The sequence below is a fragment of the Vreelandella halophytica genome (assembly GCF_968193635.1).
The window spans coordinates 2,133,367-2,148,224 of record NZ_OZ309107.1 but is presented as its reverse complement, the minus strand read 5'-3'; the positions used below and the strand labels follow the sequence as shown (position 1 = coordinate 2,148,224).

Sequence of the window (14,858 nt, the reverse complement as noted above, 5' to 3'; positions counted from 1 at the left end):
CCCTAATGAAGGGTTCTAAAGAACGAGGGTCTCGCGCAGATGCTTGAAAAGCTTGCGGGCGCTGACCGGCGGCTTTTCCTGGTCGCGCTCTTTGCGGGCGTTGCGTACCAGTTGGCGAATGGCCTGGCGGTCGGCGTCCGGATGCTCCGCCAGAAAGCGGTCCACGGCGGGGTCGCCTTCGTCGATCAAGCGGTCGCGCCACTTTTCGAGGCGGTGAAACGCATGATCGCGCTGGTTTTTCTCCGCTTCGATGGCGTCGAACACGGCGTGGATCGCCTCGAGGTCCTCCTTGCGCACCAGCTTGCCGACGTACTGCATATGGCGGCGGCGCCCTTCATGGGAGCGAATGCGCGTGGTTTCCTCGATGGCGGCGAGCAGGTCGTCGGATAACGGAAAGCGCGCGCGTTCGGCGGGCTTCATGGCAATGAGCGTCTCGCCCAGCGCCTGGAGTTCGTGCATTTCGCGCTTGAGCTGGGACTTGCTGGGCCGCTCGAGCGGTTCGTCGAACTGATCGTCAGGGCCGCTAGCGGGGCGTTTTTTAGGCATACAGGCACTCACTTAATAGATTTGTCGCCGGCTAGTATACCAGCTGCGACCACGACATTTGATCCGCCAGCCACGATAGGCGATGAGGAGAGAGTTATGGCACAGGCATTCGATGCAGCCGCTCAGGAAAAGGAGCTGGTCGCGCGCGCTCAGGAAGCCCTGGCGCTTGCCAAAGAGCTTGGCGCTGATGAAGCCGAGGTAGGCGCAAGCGTCGACCAGGGGCTTGGCGTGAGCGTACGCCTGGGCGAGGTCGAAACCGTCGAGCTTTCCCGGGACCAGGGAATTGCGGTCACGCTTTACGTAGGCAAACGCAAGGGCAGTGCCTCGTCGAGTGACGCAAGCTCGGCGTCGATCAAAGCGGCGGTCGAGAAGGCGCTGGCGATCGCTCAATACACCGGCGAAGACCCGGCGGCAGGGCTCGCGGACGCCTCGCTAATGGCCACCGAGTTTCCGGATCTCGACGTTCACCACCCTTGGGCGCTGGATACCGAGCGCGCCACCGAACTGGCGCTTGCCTGCGAACAGGCCGGGCGCGACGTGGCGGGTATTCATCAGTCCGAAGGCGCGTCGCTTTCAAGCGGCGAGGGCGTGCGGGTCTATGCCAACAGCCACGGCTTCATGGGAACCCAAAAAGGCAGCAGCCATTCGCTTTCCTGCATGCTGATCGCCCAGGACGAGCAGGGCATGCAGCGCGACTACGACTACACCAGCGCCCGGGACCCACGCGCGCTTCGAGACCCGGAAAGCGTGGGCCGCGAGGCGGCCAGGCGCACCCTGCGCCGGCTCGGCGCCAAACGTCCGCCGACCGGCACCTTTCCGGTCCTTTTCGACCCCTCCCTGGCAAGCGGGCTGGTGGGCCACCTGATGGGGGCACTGGCCGGCGGCGCGCTTTATCGCGAAGCCTCGTTTCTATGCGACCAGCTTGGTGAGCCGCTTTTCCCCGAGTGGTTCAGCCTCGAGGAGCGCCCGCTGGAAGTGGGCGCCATGGCGAGCTCGCCCTTCGACGGCGAGGGCGTGCAGACTCGCCACAACCGGTTCATCGAAAACGGGCGCATCGCAAGCTACATGCTCTCCTCCTACAGCGCGCGGCGCCTTGGCATGAGCACCACGGGTAACGCGGGCGGGGCGCGTAATATTCGTCTCGAAGCGCCGTTGGAAAGCCTGGACGCGCTTCTTGAACGCATGGGCCGGGGCGTGCTGGTCACCGAGTTGATGGGCCAGGGCGTGAATAGCGTTACCGGCGACTACTCCCGCGGCGCGGCCGGGTTCTGGGTAGAAAACGGCGAGATCCAGTACCCGGTCGAGGAGTTCACCATCGCGGGCAACCTCAAGACCATGTTTAGCGGGCTGAGTGGGCTGGGCGACGACCTGGACACCCGGGGCAGTATCCATACGGGCAGCTGGCTGGTGGATGCCATGACCGTGGCCGGTAGCTGATCCCGACACGCGCCACTTGCCAAAACAAAAGCCCGCCGTTCAAAACGGCGGGCTTTTTAGTGGACAGGCTTTTTGAACGCTAAAAAGCAGGCGTTAAACAGAGCGCTCAGCGTATCCGGCGGTAGTTCGCGTCCAGCCCCAACCGCTCGAGCAGACGGGTGAACAAGAAAGCTTCGTCGCCGGTAAGCGAACGGCTCAGGCAGTCCAGGTACTCGCGGCGCGAGTAGCGCCACCAGCGCGGCGCCTTGTAGGAATCGAGGTCGATGGCGACCAGGCGTCCGTCGCGTACCAAAAAGTTGCCGGTGTGTAGGCCGCGGCAATGAATGCCGTTTTGATCGAACGCCACCAGGGCATCCAAGTACTGTGCCTGCAGGTCTGGCGAGTCCAGGATCAGCTCCTTTAGCGCCACACCGTGGATATTTTGGGTGGCCACCCGGTAGGGGCGGGCCTCGGTGATCGTTGGCGTGGCAATGCCCAGCGCGTTCAGGCGCGAGGCAATCAGCGCGAAGTTGAACCCGGGATAGGGGCGGATGCGCAGTAGATAGCGCAGCCGGTCGAAGGTTTTGGGTTGGAAGGTCTTGATGAACTGGTCGTGCTCGGGGTCAAAGTGGACCAGAGAGTATTTGCCGGTTTGGATTAGCTGCATTATTTTGCTCGACAGGTGGATGATTAGGCCGCCTCTCAAGGTCCGCCGTCAGATCTCTTCGTCGAAGCGGGCATCGAATAGTGCTTGAATTGCCTCCAGGGTCTGTTCGGCGTCCTGGCCCACGGCCTCGACGGTCAGCGCCGTACCGCAGGGGGCGGCCAGCATTAAAAGCGACATGATGTTGGCGGCGTCGGCCTTCTGGGTCTGCTTATAGACGTATACCCGAGACTCGAACCGCTGCGCGCAGGTGACAAGCTTGGTGGCGGCGCGGGCGTGAAGGCCGCGCTGGTTGGTCAATGTAAGAATTCTTTCGGGCACCCTGGTTCCTTTTTGCCTAGCGGTGTCTTGGTCGAGTGTGCGTGGTTCATAAGGGATGACACGGCAAGCTCGCGCCGCCCAGGCATTACGATGCGGTGGCGTCGTCAACGCTGTAATGAATGCCCAGCTCGCGGTGGCGAAGCTGTACGCTGGAGCGCTTATCGAGCATCTTTTTGGCCAGCTGTTCGACCATGTACACCGAGCGGTGCTGGCCGCCGGTACAGCCGATAGCGATGGTCATGTAGCTGCGCTGGCTGCTCTGGTAGGCCGGAAGCCACTTCTCCAGCCAGTTGAGAATATCCATGCCCATCTCATCGACGACCGGGTAGGCTTGTAAAAAAGCGGCGATCTCGGGGTCGCGCCCGGTGAAGTGTCTAAGCGTCGGGTCCCAGTAAGGGTTGGGCAGACAGCGGATATCGAACACGATATCCGCGTCCAGCGGCACTCCCCGCTTGTAGCCAAACGACTCCAGCGTCAGGGTGAGCTGGCTCTGGCGCTGATGGCAAAGCTGCTCGGTGATCCGTCCGCGCAAATCGTGCACCGTCAACCGCGAGGTGTCGATCATCAGATCCGCCAGCTCGCGGATGCCAAAAAGCGTCTCTTCCTCCTTGGCGATCGCTTCTTCCAGGGTCATTCCGCTGTCTCGGGTCAACGGGTGGCGCCGGCGTGTGGCCGAATAGCGCTCGAGCAAAATCCGGGCGTCGGTGGTCAGATAAATCACCTGCACCCGGGTACTGCCGGATTTGATGTCCTGAAGCAGCGCCGGAAAGCGCTCCAGGGCTGTGGGCAGGTTGCGCGCATCGATACTCACCGCCAAATGCGTGCGCTCGCCTTGCTGTCCTAGCTCATCGACCAATGAACCCAGCAGCATGGCCGGCAGGTTGTCGATGGCGTAGTAGCCCAGGTCCTCCAGCGCCTGAAGCGCAATGGACTTTCCCGACCCGGAGCGGCCGCTGATAATCACCAGTTGCATAGTGTTTCTCTTCGGTCTGTAGGGCTGGGTGGGTAGGGCCTGGTTCTAGCTGCCCGTTTGCTCGCGAATTTTGGCGGTGACGATCTCCAAAAGCTCGCGCTGGCTCTCGCATTTGCGAAACTGTGCGCGGGTGGCGACGTCATTCATGATGGTGGCGACCTGACCCAACAGCGCAAGGTGGGTGTCGTCGGCCTCTTCCGGCACCAGCAGTACAAACACTAGGTCCACCGGGTCACCGTCGATAGCGTCGAAATCCACCGGTTCGGCAAGCTTTAAAAAGCCAGCGATAGGAGCGCTGCAGTGAGGGCTACGGGCGTGGGGAATCGCGACCCCATTCCCAATGCCGGTACTGCCTAATCGCTCGCGGCCGATCAAACGGCTGAACACTTCCTGGCTATCCAGGCTGGGCGTATTTTGGGCGATGAAGGTGCTGAAGAACTCTAGCACGCGCTTTTTGCTGCCCCCGGGGACGTCGAACAGCACGCGCTCCGGGGGGAGTATGGTTTCCAGGGTCATCGATTTAACGCACGCCAGCGCCCTGGGCGCGAGCTTGTGCTTTTTCCTTGTGTTTTACGAGTTGGCGGTCGACCTTGTCGGCCAGCGCGTCAATGGCGGCGTACATGTCATTGTCCTGGGCTTCGGCGTGCAAATCGGCGCCGGCTGCGTGTAGGGTGCAGGCAGCCTGCTGGCGCTCTTTCTCGATGGAAAGCGTGACATGAACGGTGGTGATGTTGTCGTAGTGACGCTCGATACGTTCGAGTTTTTCGTTAACGTAATCGCGCAGAGCGTCGGTCAGTTCCAGGTGATGGCCCGTAATGTTGACTTGCATCGACGTACTCCTAATCCAGGACTGTCCTTTGATTGTAACTCTTTTTCTACCATTGCAAAGCCCCGGCGGCCAGTTTCACTTTTTAACGCAAACGCCGCCGTTCGCTGGAGGAGGGAATCCCCATGGCTTCGCGGTATTTTGCCACTGTGCGCCGCGCTACGCTAATGCCGCCATCTTCCAATAGTGACACCAGGCGGCTGTCCGAGAGCGGCTTGCCCGGCGTCTCTTCTTGAATCAGTTTTTTCAACCGGGCGCGGATCGCCGTGCTCGAGTGGCTGTCGTTGCCGTCATGACCGCTCACCTGGCTCGAGAAGAAGTACTTGAGCTCGAATACACCGCGGGGGGTGTGAATGTATTTTTGCGTCGTCACCCGTGAAATCGTCGATTCGTGCATCTCCACGGCCTCGGCGATATCGGCGAGTATCAAGGGTTTCATGGCCTCTTCGCCGCGCTCCAAAAAGCCCAGCTGGCGGGCGATGATCTCGCGACCAACGCGCAACAGGGTATCGTTGCGACTCGACAGGCTTTTGATCAGCCAGCGCGCCTCTTGCAGGTGCTCTTTTAAAAACTGGTTGTCCTGGCTCTTGTCCGCTCGCTTGATCAGGCTTGCGTAGTCCGGCTGGACGCGCAGCCGCGGAAGCGCTTCGGGGTTGAGCTCGAGGTGCCAGCCTTCGTTATCGTGGCGCACCACCAGATCCGGGGTGATGTAGCTTTCGTTGGTGACGCCATATGCGCTGCCCGGGCGCGGGTCGAGGCTTCTGATCAGCCCGATGACGTCATCGAGCTGCTCGTCGTCAAGCCCCAGACGGCGCTTCAAAAGGCGCAGGTCGTCCTTGCCGAGCGCTTCGAGAAACTGGCGCACCAGGCGTTTGGCGGGCACCAGAAGCGGCGTGTCGTCGGCCAGGGTGGCGAGCTGGAGCATCAGGCATTCGCGCAGGTCGCGGGCGAAAACGCCGGTGGGTTCGAACTGCTGCATACGCATCAGCGTGTTTTCCACCTCGCGCTGACTCAAACCTTCGAGCCCCTGGGCCTTGAGCCCTTCGCGAATATCGTTGAGAGGCTGGGTGAGGTAGCCGTTGGGGTCCAGCGCGTCGATCAGGCTTTCGGCAATGGCGTATTCGCGCTCACTGGCGTCGGTCATGGCCAGCTGCCAAAGCAGGTGGCCATGCAGGCTTTGACCCGCCGCCTGGCGCTCGAAATCCGGCCCCTCGCTGCCGGCGCTGGCCGCCATGTCCTGATAGGTGTCGGACCACTCGCTATCGATGGAGAGTTCGCTGGGGATGCTCTCTTCCCATTCGGCTTCGGCGGTCTCGGTCACGCTCTCTTCGCCAAACTCGTCCTCTTGTTCCAGCAGCGGGTTGGCGTCGAGCGCCTGCTGAATTTCCTGGCGAAGATCGAGGGTGGAGAGCTGCAGCAGGGCAATGGCCTGCTGCAGTTGAGGCGTCATGGTCAGCTGCGTGCCGACCCGCAGCTGTAAAGAGGCTTTCATGACCATTGAAGAACCACTCGTTACTCGTAAAGCTCCACCCTAGTGCGAGTTGGGGTCTGGCGCAAGTGCAATAAATATGCCACTACACGGAACTTTAGGATTGGCGATGGTTTAGAGGCGGAAATCGGCGCCCAGGTAGACCTCACGAACCTTCTGGTTATTCAAAATGGCGGTTGAGTCGCCGCTTGCGATGATGTGGCCGTCACCTACGATATAGGCGATATCGCAGATATCCAGCGTCTCGCGCACGTTGTGGTCGGTGATGAGTACCCCGATGTGGCGTGCCTTGAGGGCCAGGATGATCGACTTGATCTCGCCGACCGAGATCGGGTCGACCCCGGCGAAGGGCTCGTCGAGCAAAATGAACGCGGGGTCGGTGGCAAGCGAGCGGGCAATCTCCACGCGGCGGCGCTCGCCGCCGGAAAGGCTCATGCCCAGGTTGTCGCGGATATGGGTAATGTGGAAATCGTCGAGCAATTGCTCCAGGCGCGCTTCCCGTGCGCGGCGGTCCAGCTCCTTGCGCGTTTCCAGAATCGCCAAGATGTTATCGGCCACCGACAGCTTGCGAAAAATCGATGCCTCCTGGGGGAGGTAACCGATGCCGGCGGTGGCGCGTTCGTGCATCGGTGCCCGAGTCAGGTCGCGCTCGTCGATCCCCACCGTACCGGCGTCGGCCTTGACCAGGCCCACGATCATGTAAAACGAGGTGGTCTTGCCCGCCCCGTTGGGCCCGAGTAGGCCCACCACGCTGCCTTGGGTGATCTCCAGGTTGATGTCTTTTACCACCCGGCGACGCTTGTAGCTTTTGGCGAGGTGGCGGGCGTGAAGCGTTTTGACCGCCCCAGGTTGCGTGCTCGACACGGTCATTCTCCTATTGCGCGGGCTGTAGCGTCATGCGGATGCGCTGGTTGTCGCTACCGCTAACGTCTGAGCGCGCCTGAACCACTTCGCGGTCGATGAAGTACTCGAGACGCCCGCCCTGAAAGCGGTCGGCCCGCTGGTGGAGTTCGGCCTGGTCGATAAGCTCGATGCGCCGTTCGCTGACGTGGTAGACGATGCGCCGCGCCCATCCCTCCATCGGGCCTTCGTCGTTTTCGAGCTGGTTGCGAAGGTAGGCGCGCTCGCCGGTGGCCACAGCCTGGGAAAGCTCGCCGGCGTCGTTGCGCGAGATTTCGACACGGTCACCGCGAATCTGCATTTCCCCCTGGCGGATATCCACATTACCGGAGTAGACGGCGGTACCCGCGCGCTGATCAAGGTCAAGCCGGTCGGCTTCGACTTCGACGGGGGCCTGGCTTGTCTGGGCGGCGGCGCTCAAAGGCAGGGCCAGTACCAGTAGCGCGGTACGTAAAAACGGGTGCATAACGACTCCTAAGGCGTTGAGCGGGCGGGCGGGTGAGTGCCGCGTACGTTATCGGTGAGCCGGACCTGGCTCGTGTCGAGCCAGACATCCATGCGGTTGGCGCTCATCTGCTGAGGAGGCTGCTGTAAAAGGGCCGGTGCCTCGGTGTAGGCGTGGCGGTCGATGCCATCGTAGTGTAGCCGCTCGGTATCGAGCTGCCAGCCCTCGTCCGGGGCGAGTAGCTTGGCCGAGCCCTCCATGATCAGGGACTGGTGCTCGTTTTGCAGTATGCCGTGGTCGGCGCTGGCGAGCCACTGGCGCTGGTCGGAATCGAATAGCGTCGCCCGCGGCGCGTCGGCCTCGGTCAGCGCTTGCTGAGGCGTATGGACCAGGTGCGGCGTTTGAAGGCGTTGAGTGACGCTGCCTGTTTCGCCAAACAGCGTAAGCTCGGCGTTTTCGAGCACGTGGCCGGGCTCCTCGCGCTGTACGTCCGGGTCGACCTCGACGACCTCTGGCCCGCGCGGGTCGAGCCAGACGAGCCAGGCCCCCAGCGCAATGACCAGCGCCGGTATCCAAAGGCGTTTTCTGATCCGCGTTATCGTCAAACCCGCCATCGCGTTGCCTCTAGAGGTAGGTGTCCATCACCGCGTCCCAGTGGCCCTGGGTCATCAGCAGCGTATCGCAAATTTCGCGCACCGCGCCGTGGCCGCCAAGTGAGTCGGTGATCCAGTCGGCGTGGGTATGCATGTAGTCCGGCGCGTTGGGTACGGTAATGCCGACCCCGGCCCGTTTGATGCAGCCAAGATCGGGCAGGTCGTCGCCGCAGTAGGCCACCTGCTCGAGGGTGATGTCCAAACGCTTACAGAGCGCTTTGAGGGTCTCGAGCTTGTGCTCGACGCCTTGGTAGACGTGGGTGATCCCTAACGACTTGGCGCGTTGGCTGACCATGGGCGAATCCCGGCCGGTGATCAGCGCGACGTGAAAGCCGGCGCGCTTCAAAAGCTTGAGGCCGTGGCCGTCCTGGGTGTGAAAAGCCTTGATCTCGACACCGTCGGCCTGAAAGTAGAGGCGGCCGTCGGTGAGTACGCCGTCCACGTCGATCGCGAGCAGGCGAACGTGGCGGATGCGGTCGTTTAAAGCATCGGGTACGGCCATGGAGTCTCCTTTATAGCGGTATTGGGACTGAGTACGGGTTAAATCACGCCGCTCGAAAGCAGGTCGTGCATGTGTAAGGCACCAATCGGGCGCTCGTGTTCATCAACCACCGCAAGCGCGGTAATGCGGCTATCCTCCATCAGGCGCACGGCCTCGGCGGCGAGCATGTCCGGGCGGATGCGCTTGCCCGGACGGGTCATGACCGTATCGACGCTGATGACACGTAGATCGTGGTGTTCGTCGAGGGTGCGGCGCAGGTCACCGTCGGTGTAAACGCCGGCCAGCCGGCCCTGGGCGTCGACCACGCAGGTAAAGCCAAGCCCCTGGCGGGTGATTTCCAATAGCGCATCGCGAAGCGGGCTGCCTAGCGGCACCGTCGGCAGACGCTCGCCGCTGTGCATCAGGTCCTTCACGCGCAGCAGCAAACGCTTGCCAAGGCTGCCGCCTGGGTGGGAAAGCGCGAAGTCCTCCGCGGTAAAGCCCCGCGCCTCCAAGAGCGCGACCGCCAGCGCGTCCCCCAGCGCCAGGGCCGCGGTGGTCGAGCTGGTCGGCGCCAGGTCGAGCGGGCACGCCTCCCGGGCCACGCCGCTATTCAGATGGGCGTCGGCGTGGGTGCCTAGCGTGGACTCGGGGCGGCCGGTCATGCTGATCAAAGGCACGCCCAAACGCTTCAAAAGCGGCAGCAGGGCGGTGACCTCGGCGGTTTCGCCGGAATTCGAGAGCGCGATGACCACGTCCGAGCGGGTGATCATCCCCAGGTCGCCGTGGCTCGCTTCACCCGGGTGGACGAAAAAGGCCGGCGTGCCGGTGCTGGCAAGCGTGGCCGCCAGCTTGCCGGCGATATGACCGGATTTACCCATGCCGGTCACGACCACCCGCCCTTGGCAGGCCAGAATCAAGGCGCAGGCGTGATCGAAATGTTCGTCCAGTTTTTCCTGAAGCTCGCCTATGGCGGCCTGCTCGATTTGTAGCGTGCGCAGGGCGCTTTCACGTAACGCGCTGGGGGAGGCGAGAGGCGCTGACATTATGGGCTCACTAAGCTTGCGGTATTAAGGCCTTAGAATAGCATTTTGGATCAATGGATAGGTATCGCCGTTTTGACAATTCCTTGTAGAGCAACGTTTTAAAAACATCCTTTTGGGTGGCTTCGCGCTTAACGGGTAGCGTTGAGGTACAATGTTCGCTAATATTTCGGAAACACTGTTTTTAAATTGCCGGTCTTGATGAGCCCGTGCCCAAGCGTTAGCCATGACTTTGGTGGTCGCGATATTTTAGCGTTAATGGTGTCCCGGCCCTGGCGTCGACGATATCGACGTTGAATCTCGATACGCAAAGTCAGTCAGCTATCCGCCCTGTGAGGAGGGTTTATCCACTCATGACGCAAATACCCTTCATTGAAATCGAAGACCTTCACTTTTCCCGAGGCGAGCACGAAATCTTTCGCGGCGTGAACATGCGTATCCCGCGGGGGCAGGTCACCGCCATTATGGGCCCCAGCGGTACGGGTAAAACCACGCTGTTGAAACTGATCGGCGGCCAACTGGAGCCGGACCGCGGCCGTGTGCTGATCGACGGGCAGGACGTTCATAAGCTTTCGCGCAAGGCGCTTTTTGCCCTGCGCAAACGTATGGGCATGCTGTTTCAAAGCGGCGCGCTTTTCTCGGATCTAAACGTTTTCGAAAACGTGGCGTTTCCGCTTAGAGTGCATACCGACCTGCCCGAGGCGATGATTCGCGATCTGGTGCTTTTGAAGCTTCAGGCGGTGGGGCTTCGAGGTGCACGCGAACTCACCCCCGCCGAGCTTTCCGGCGGCATGGCGCGGCGGGTGGCGCTGGCGCGCGCCATCGCCCTGGACCCGGAGCTGGTGCTTTACGATGAGCCCTTCGTCGGTCAGGATCCGATCTCCATGGGCGTGCTGGTGCAACTGATCAAGCGCCTGAACGAGGCGCTCAGGCTAACCTCGGTTGTGGTCTCCCACGATATCAAGGAGACGCTGAGCATTGCCGACTACCTGTATCTGATCGCCGATGGTCAGGTCGTGGCCGAGGGCACGCCGGACACCTTCGATACCAACGACGACCCTCGGGTGAGCCAGTTCGTGCACGGCGAGCCCGACGGGCCGGTGCCGTTTCACTACCCGGCGGCAAGCTTCTATAGCGATATGCTGGGCCAGGCGCTGCCCAAAAGGACAGAGTAATGCAGGCACTATTCAAGCAAGTCGCAAGGCTTGGTCGTAAAGGATGCGACACGGTAGAGGCGCTGGGCCGCGCCGGGGCATTTCTTGCCCAGTCGAGTGTCGGCATTCCCTCCAAAGAGGGGTTTTCGCTTTGGCTGCGTCAAATGCACTTTATCGGCGTACTGTCGATCGCCATCGTGCTGGTATCGGGGCTATTTATCGGCATGGTGCTGGCGCTACAGGGCTATACTATTCTGGTCGACTTCGGCGCCGAGCAGGCGCTTGGTCAGATGGTGGCGTTGTCGCTTTTGCGAGAGCTTGCCCCGGTGGTCGCCGCGCTGCTTTTTGCCGGCCGTGCAGGGTCGGCACTGACCGCCGAGATCGGCTTGATGAAAGCCACCGAGCAGCTGACCAGCATGGAAATGATTGGCGTGGACCCGCTCAAACGCGTGGTGGCCCCCAGGCTCTGGGCCGGGTTCGTGGCGCTGCCCATTCTGACCGTTGGCTTTAGCGTCGTCGGTATCTGGGGAGGCTACCTGGTCGGTGTCGAGTGGCTGGGCGTGTTCGAAGGCTCCTACTGGAGCAACATGCAGGCAAGCGTTGCCTTCGTGAGCGACGTGGGCAACGGCATGATCAAAAGCCTGGTGTTCGCCCTGGTCGTCACGTGGATCGCAGTTTTTCAGGGTTACGATTTGGTACCTACTTCCGAAGGGATTTCCCGGGCGACGACGCGTACCGTCGTCTACTCGTCCCTGGCCGTGTTGGGCCTTGATTTTGTACTTACCGCCGTCATGTTCGGCGGCCTTTGATAGCGGGAGCACGTTCATGAAACGCAGTAAAGCCATGGAGTTCGGCGTCGGTCTGTTTATGCTGGCGGGCATCGTCGGGCTCGTTTTCCTGGGCCTTCGGGTTAGCGGGCTTTCGCTTTCGGCGCCAACGCAAACGTTTCAGCTGGAAGCCAATTTTTCCAACATTGGTGGCCTCAAACCCCGCGCGCGGGTCACGATGGCCGGTGTCACCGTGGGCCGGGTCGAGTCCATCGACCTGGATACCGACTGGTACGATGCCCGCGTCGTGCTGCGCCTGGACAACGACCTGGAGGGGCAGCTCTCCCAGGATACGACGGCGGCGATTCTCACGGCGGGCCTTTTGGGCGAACAGTACGTGGGGCTGACCGTCGGCGGGGCGCCGGACACGCTCGAAGACGGTGGCGTTATCCGCGACACCCAGTCGGCGCTGGTACTGGAAGAACTAATTCAGCAATTTGTATCCAACATGGTTAGCAGCTAAACCTGTACCGGATTCGTTATAAAACACTCAGTCGAGAGGTAGATGTCATGAAAGCCTTCAATAACCCGCTAAGCTACTGGTTGACGGTGCTACTGGCGGCCCTGGTTTTTGCCCTGCCGGCGACCGCCAGCGCCCAGAGCCAGTCGCCTGAGGCGATGATTCGTGAAAACGTGGCCGGCTTCATGGCACGTATCGACGGCCGCGAAAGCTACTATGCCAATAACATCAACGAGCTCAAGTCGATCGTCGATGAAACCCTGGACGAGGTCGCGGACTTTCGTTATATCGGCGCAAGCGTGATGGGAAGCTATTTCCAGAACGCATCGCCGGAACAGCGCAGCCGCTTTGCCAACGTCTTCCGCCAGACCCTGATCGATACCTACGCCCGTGGCCTTGTGACCTACGACTACGAAGACCTGCGCGTGCTCGATAACCAGCGCGGCCAGCGCTACGAAGATCAGGCAACGGTCGATATGCAGGTCGTGGCCAGTGGCGGCCAGGTCTATCCGGTCAGCTATAGCCTGCGCCAGACCAACGGTGAATGGCGCGTCGTCAACGTGATCGTTAACGGCATCAACCTGGGGCTAACTTTCCGCAACCAGTTCGACCAGGCCATGCGTCAGCAAAATCGCGACTACGACGCGGTCATCCAGAGCTGGTCGCCGGAAGTAGGCGTGGAAGAGCTCGAACAGGGGGGCGATGCGTGACCCAACTGGTAACCCAGGACGGCGTAACGCTCGATCAGCAGGGCGCGACGCTGTTTCTCCAGGGCGGTTTGACCATGAACGCAGCGGCCCGGGTGGCCGCTGCGGGCACGTTGTGGCTCGAGCAAAGTGCGTCCTCGCCGGTGACGCTTGATTTCACCGGCGTCGAAACCGCTAGCAGCGTGGCTTTGAGCGTGCTTTTCGAGTGGCTGAGAACCTGTGGTCAGCGCGCCATTGCCGTGGAGCGCATCGCGCTTTCACCCCCCTTGATGCGTCTGGCTTCGCTCGCCGAACTCGACGATATGATCGACGCGCCCCACCTCGCCTTGACCTCTTGAGACCGGCATCGCCAAGCGCGATGCTTTTCTTTATCATGTCGCCTTATTTTTTTAATTAATCGTCCCCAGAGGAGTTTTCTGTCTCATGCAACCCAACGAGGTAAAAGCGCTGCTTGAATCCCGCATCGACGGATGTGACTTTCATATTCAGGGGGAAGGTTGTAATTTTCAGGTCGTCGCGGTGGGTGAGGCCTTCGAAGGGCTCTCGCCGGTCAAACGCCAGCAGTTGGTGTACCAGGCGCTAAGTGACGAGATTGCCTCCGGCGCCCTTCACGCGATCAGCATCAAAACCTATACGCCGGCGCAGTGGCAAAACGCGCCGGAAAACGCCCAATAAGGCGCCTTCATGGATAAACTCCTGATTACCGGCAACGGTCGTGCCGACGGCGAAGTGTGGGCGAGCGGTGCCAAAAATGCGGCCCTGCCGATTCTTTGCGCCAGTCTGCTTTCGAAAGGCCCGGTGGTGATCGGCAATTTGCCGCATTTGCAGGACATCACCACGACCCTAGAGCTTCTAGGGCGTATGGGGGTCGAGCCCGTGATGGGCGAGCGGCTGAGTATCCAGCTCGATGGCTCCCAGGTCACGCACTGCCACGCGCCCTACGAGCTGGTCAAGAAGATGCGCGCCTCGATTCTGGTGCTGGGTCCGCTTCTGGCCCACTTCGGTAAGGCGGATGTTTCGCTACCCGGCGGCTGCGCGATTGGCTCGCGCCCGGTGGATCTGCATATTCGCGGGCTGGAAGCGATGGGCGCCCACATTCGCGTCGAGGCCGGCTACATTCGCGCCAGTGTGGAAGGGCGCTTGAAGGGCGCGACCATCTATTTCGATACCGTCACCGTGACCGGCACCGAGAATCTTTTGATGGCGGCCACGCTGGCCGAAGGTAAGACGGTGCTGGAAAACGCCGCCCGGGAGCCCGAAGTGGTCGACCTGGCCGAGTGTTTGATCAAGATGGGCGCGAACATTCGCGGCCACGGCACCGACACCATCGTCATCGAAGGCGTGGAGTCGCTTCACGGCTGTGAGCACGACGTCATGCCGGACCGCATCGAAACCGGGACGTTTTTGGTCGCCGCGGCGATGACCGGCGGCCGGGTGAAGGTCACGCGTACCCGGGCGGACATTCTCGAGGCGGTACTCGCCAAGCTCGAAGAAGCCGGTGCGGACATCACCTGCGGGGATGACTGGATCGAGCTCGATATGCACGGCAAGCGCCCGAAAGCGGTCAATATTCGCACCGCGCCGTACCCGGCGTTTCCCACCGACATGCAGGCGCAGTTCGTGGCCATGAACGCCGTGGCCGAAGGCCACTCCCGGGTGGTGGAAACCATCTTCGAAAACCGCTTCATGCATGTTCAGGAGCTCAATCGCATGGGCGCTGACATTGCGCTCGAAGGCAACGCCGCGCTGATCACCGGTGTCGATAAGCTTTCCGGGGCACCGGTGATGGCGACCGACTTGCGCGCCTCGGCGTCGCTGGTGATTGCGGCGATGATGGCCGAGGGCGAGACCCTGGTCGATCGTATCTACCATATCGACCGCGGCTACGAATGTATCGAAGAGAAAATGCAGTTGCTGGGGGCGAAGATTCGCCGCATTCCCGGCTAGCCACGC

The 14,858-nt window shown here is 61.4% G+C and carries 20 protein-coding genes; 8 read left to right on the top strand and 12 right to left on the bottom strand.

Going from position 1 to position 14,858, the window contains the following annotated elements; genetic code table 11:
• Positions 1-15 precede the first annotated feature (15 nt).
• A complete protein-coding gene (gene yjgA / locus ACWHXT_RS10120) occupies positions 16-546 on the bottom strand; it encodes a ribosome biogenesis factor YjgA (RefSeq protein ID WP_447955735.1) in 531 nt (176 codons plus the stop codon).
• A 96-nt stretch (positions 547-642) separates the two neighbouring features.
• On the opposite strand from yjgA, the gene pmbA reads away from it, so the two are divergent.
• Positions 643-1,983: a metalloprotease PmbA gene (gene pmbA, locus ACWHXT_RS10115; RefSeq protein ID WP_447955734.1), complete on the top strand. Its 1,341-nt coding sequence runs from the start codon at positions 643-645 to the stop codon at positions 1,981-1,983.
• Positions 1,984-2,089: 106 nt separating this feature from the next.
• Here the strand turns inward: pmbA and ACWHXT_RS10110 are convergent, their stop codons facing one another.
• The 11 genes from ACWHXT_RS10110 to ACWHXT_RS10060 form a co-directional block, all read right to left on the bottom strand.
• On the bottom strand, positions 2,090-2,629 hold the full coding sequence (locus tag ACWHXT_RS10110) for a hypothetical protein (protein WP_447955733.1): 540 nt from the start codon (positions 2,627-2,629) through the stop codon (positions 2,090-2,092).
• Positions 2,630-2,677: 48 nt separating this feature from the next.
• Positions 2,678-2,947, bottom strand: a complete 270-nt coding sequence (locus ACWHXT_RS10105) for an HPr family phosphocarrier protein (protein WP_447955732.1) — start codon at positions 2,945-2,947, stop codon at positions 2,678-2,680.
• Positions 2,948-3,032: 85 nt separating this feature from the next.
• Positions 3,033-3,920: an RNase adapter RapZ gene (gene rapZ, locus ACWHXT_RS10100; RefSeq protein WP_447955731.1), complete on the bottom strand. Its 888-nt coding sequence runs from the start codon at positions 3,918-3,920 to the stop codon at positions 3,033-3,035.
• A 45-nt stretch (positions 3,921-3,965) separates the two neighbouring features.
• Positions 3,966-4,436, bottom strand: coding sequence for a PTS sugar transporter subunit IIA (locus tag ACWHXT_RS10095; RefSeq protein ID WP_447926221.1), 471 nt, complete (start codon positions 4,434-4,436; stop codon positions 3,966-3,968).
• A 4-nt stretch (positions 4,437-4,440) separates the two neighbouring features.
• On the bottom strand, positions 4,441-4,749 hold the full coding sequence (hpf, locus tag ACWHXT_RS10090) for a ribosome hibernation-promoting factor, HPF/YfiA family (protein ID WP_447926220.1): 309 nt from the start codon (positions 4,747-4,749) through the stop codon (positions 4,441-4,443).
• An 82-nt stretch (positions 4,750-4,831) separates the two neighbouring features.
• Positions 4,832-6,244, bottom strand: a complete 1,413-nt coding sequence (locus ACWHXT_RS10085) for an RNA polymerase factor sigma-54 (protein ID WP_447926219.1) — start codon at positions 6,242-6,244, stop codon at positions 4,832-4,834.
• A gap of 105 nt (positions 6,245-6,349) precedes the next feature.
• A complete protein-coding gene (gene lptB, locus ACWHXT_RS10080; protein ID WP_447955730.1) occupies positions 6,350-7,099 on the bottom strand; it encodes an LPS export ABC transporter ATP-binding protein in 750 nt (249 codons plus the stop codon).
• Positions 7,100-7,109: 10 nt separating this feature from the next.
• Positions 7,110-7,601: a lipopolysaccharide transport periplasmic protein LptA gene (lptA, locus tag ACWHXT_RS10075; protein WP_447893553.1), complete on the bottom strand. Its 492-nt coding sequence runs from the start codon at positions 7,599-7,601 to the stop codon at positions 7,110-7,112.
• Between the two features lie 8 nt (positions 7,602-7,609).
• Positions 7,610-8,194 (bottom strand): LPS export ABC transporter periplasmic protein LptC, encoded by a 585-nt coding sequence (gene lptC / locus ACWHXT_RS10070; RefSeq protein ID WP_447955729.1) that lies wholly within the window; start codon positions 8,192-8,194, stop codon positions 7,610-7,612.
• Positions 8,195-8,204: 10 nt separating this feature from the next.
• Complete coding sequence (locus ACWHXT_RS10065) at positions 8,205-8,735, bottom strand: KdsC family phosphatase (protein WP_447955728.1); 531 nt, start codon at positions 8,733-8,735, stop codon at positions 8,205-8,207.
• 38 nt (positions 8,736-8,773) lie between these two features.
• A complete protein-coding gene (locus tag ACWHXT_RS10060; protein ID WP_447529045.1) occupies positions 8,774-9,760 on the bottom strand; it encodes a KpsF/GutQ family sugar-phosphate isomerase in 987 nt (328 codons plus the stop codon).
• Positions 9,761-10,110: 350 nt separating this feature from the next.
• Between ACWHXT_RS10060 and ACWHXT_RS10055 the strand changes: the two genes are divergently transcribed.
• From ACWHXT_RS10055 to murA, 7 genes are all read left to right on the top strand, one after another.
• Positions 10,111-10,932, top strand: coding sequence for an ABC transporter ATP-binding protein (locus ACWHXT_RS10055; RefSeq protein ID WP_447529044.1), 822 nt, complete (start codon positions 10,111-10,113; stop codon positions 10,930-10,932).
• The gene (gene mlaE, locus ACWHXT_RS10050) at positions 10,932-11,720 is read left to right on the top strand and encodes a lipid asymmetry maintenance ABC transporter permease subunit MlaE (RefSeq protein WP_447926212.1); all 789 of its coding nucleotides are present in this window, start codon (positions 10,932-10,934) and stop codon (positions 11,718-11,720) included. The genes ACWHXT_RS10055 and mlaE overlap by 1 nt, the downstream gene beginning before the upstream one ends.
• A gap of 16 nt (positions 11,721-11,736) precedes the next feature.
• Positions 11,737-12,201: an outer membrane lipid asymmetry maintenance protein MlaD gene (mlaD, locus tag ACWHXT_RS10045; RefSeq protein WP_447893551.1), complete on the top strand. Its 465-nt coding sequence runs from the start codon at positions 11,737-11,739 to the stop codon at positions 12,199-12,201.
• A 47-nt stretch (positions 12,202-12,248) separates the two neighbouring features.
• Complete coding sequence (locus ACWHXT_RS10040) at positions 12,249-12,908, top strand: MlaC/ttg2D family ABC transporter substrate-binding protein (protein ID WP_447926211.1); 660 nt, start codon at positions 12,249-12,251, stop codon at positions 12,906-12,908.
• Positions 12,905-13,243: an STAS domain-containing protein gene (locus ACWHXT_RS10035; RefSeq protein WP_447955727.1), complete on the top strand. Its 339-nt coding sequence runs from the start codon at positions 12,905-12,907 to the stop codon at positions 13,241-13,243. Before ACWHXT_RS10040 ends, ACWHXT_RS10035 begins: the two co-directional genes overlap by 4 nt.
• A gap of 85 nt (positions 13,244-13,328) precedes the next feature.
• Positions 13,329-13,580, top strand: a complete 252-nt coding sequence (locus ACWHXT_RS10030; RefSeq protein WP_447529039.1) for a BolA family protein — start codon at positions 13,329-13,331, stop codon at positions 13,578-13,580.
• 9 nt (positions 13,581-13,589) lie between these two features.
• Positions 13,590-14,852, top strand: coding sequence for a UDP-N-acetylglucosamine 1-carboxyvinyltransferase (gene murA / locus ACWHXT_RS10025; protein ID WP_447955726.1), 1,263 nt, complete (start codon positions 13,590-13,592; stop codon positions 14,850-14,852).
• Positions 14,853-14,858: the final 6 nt, after the last annotated feature.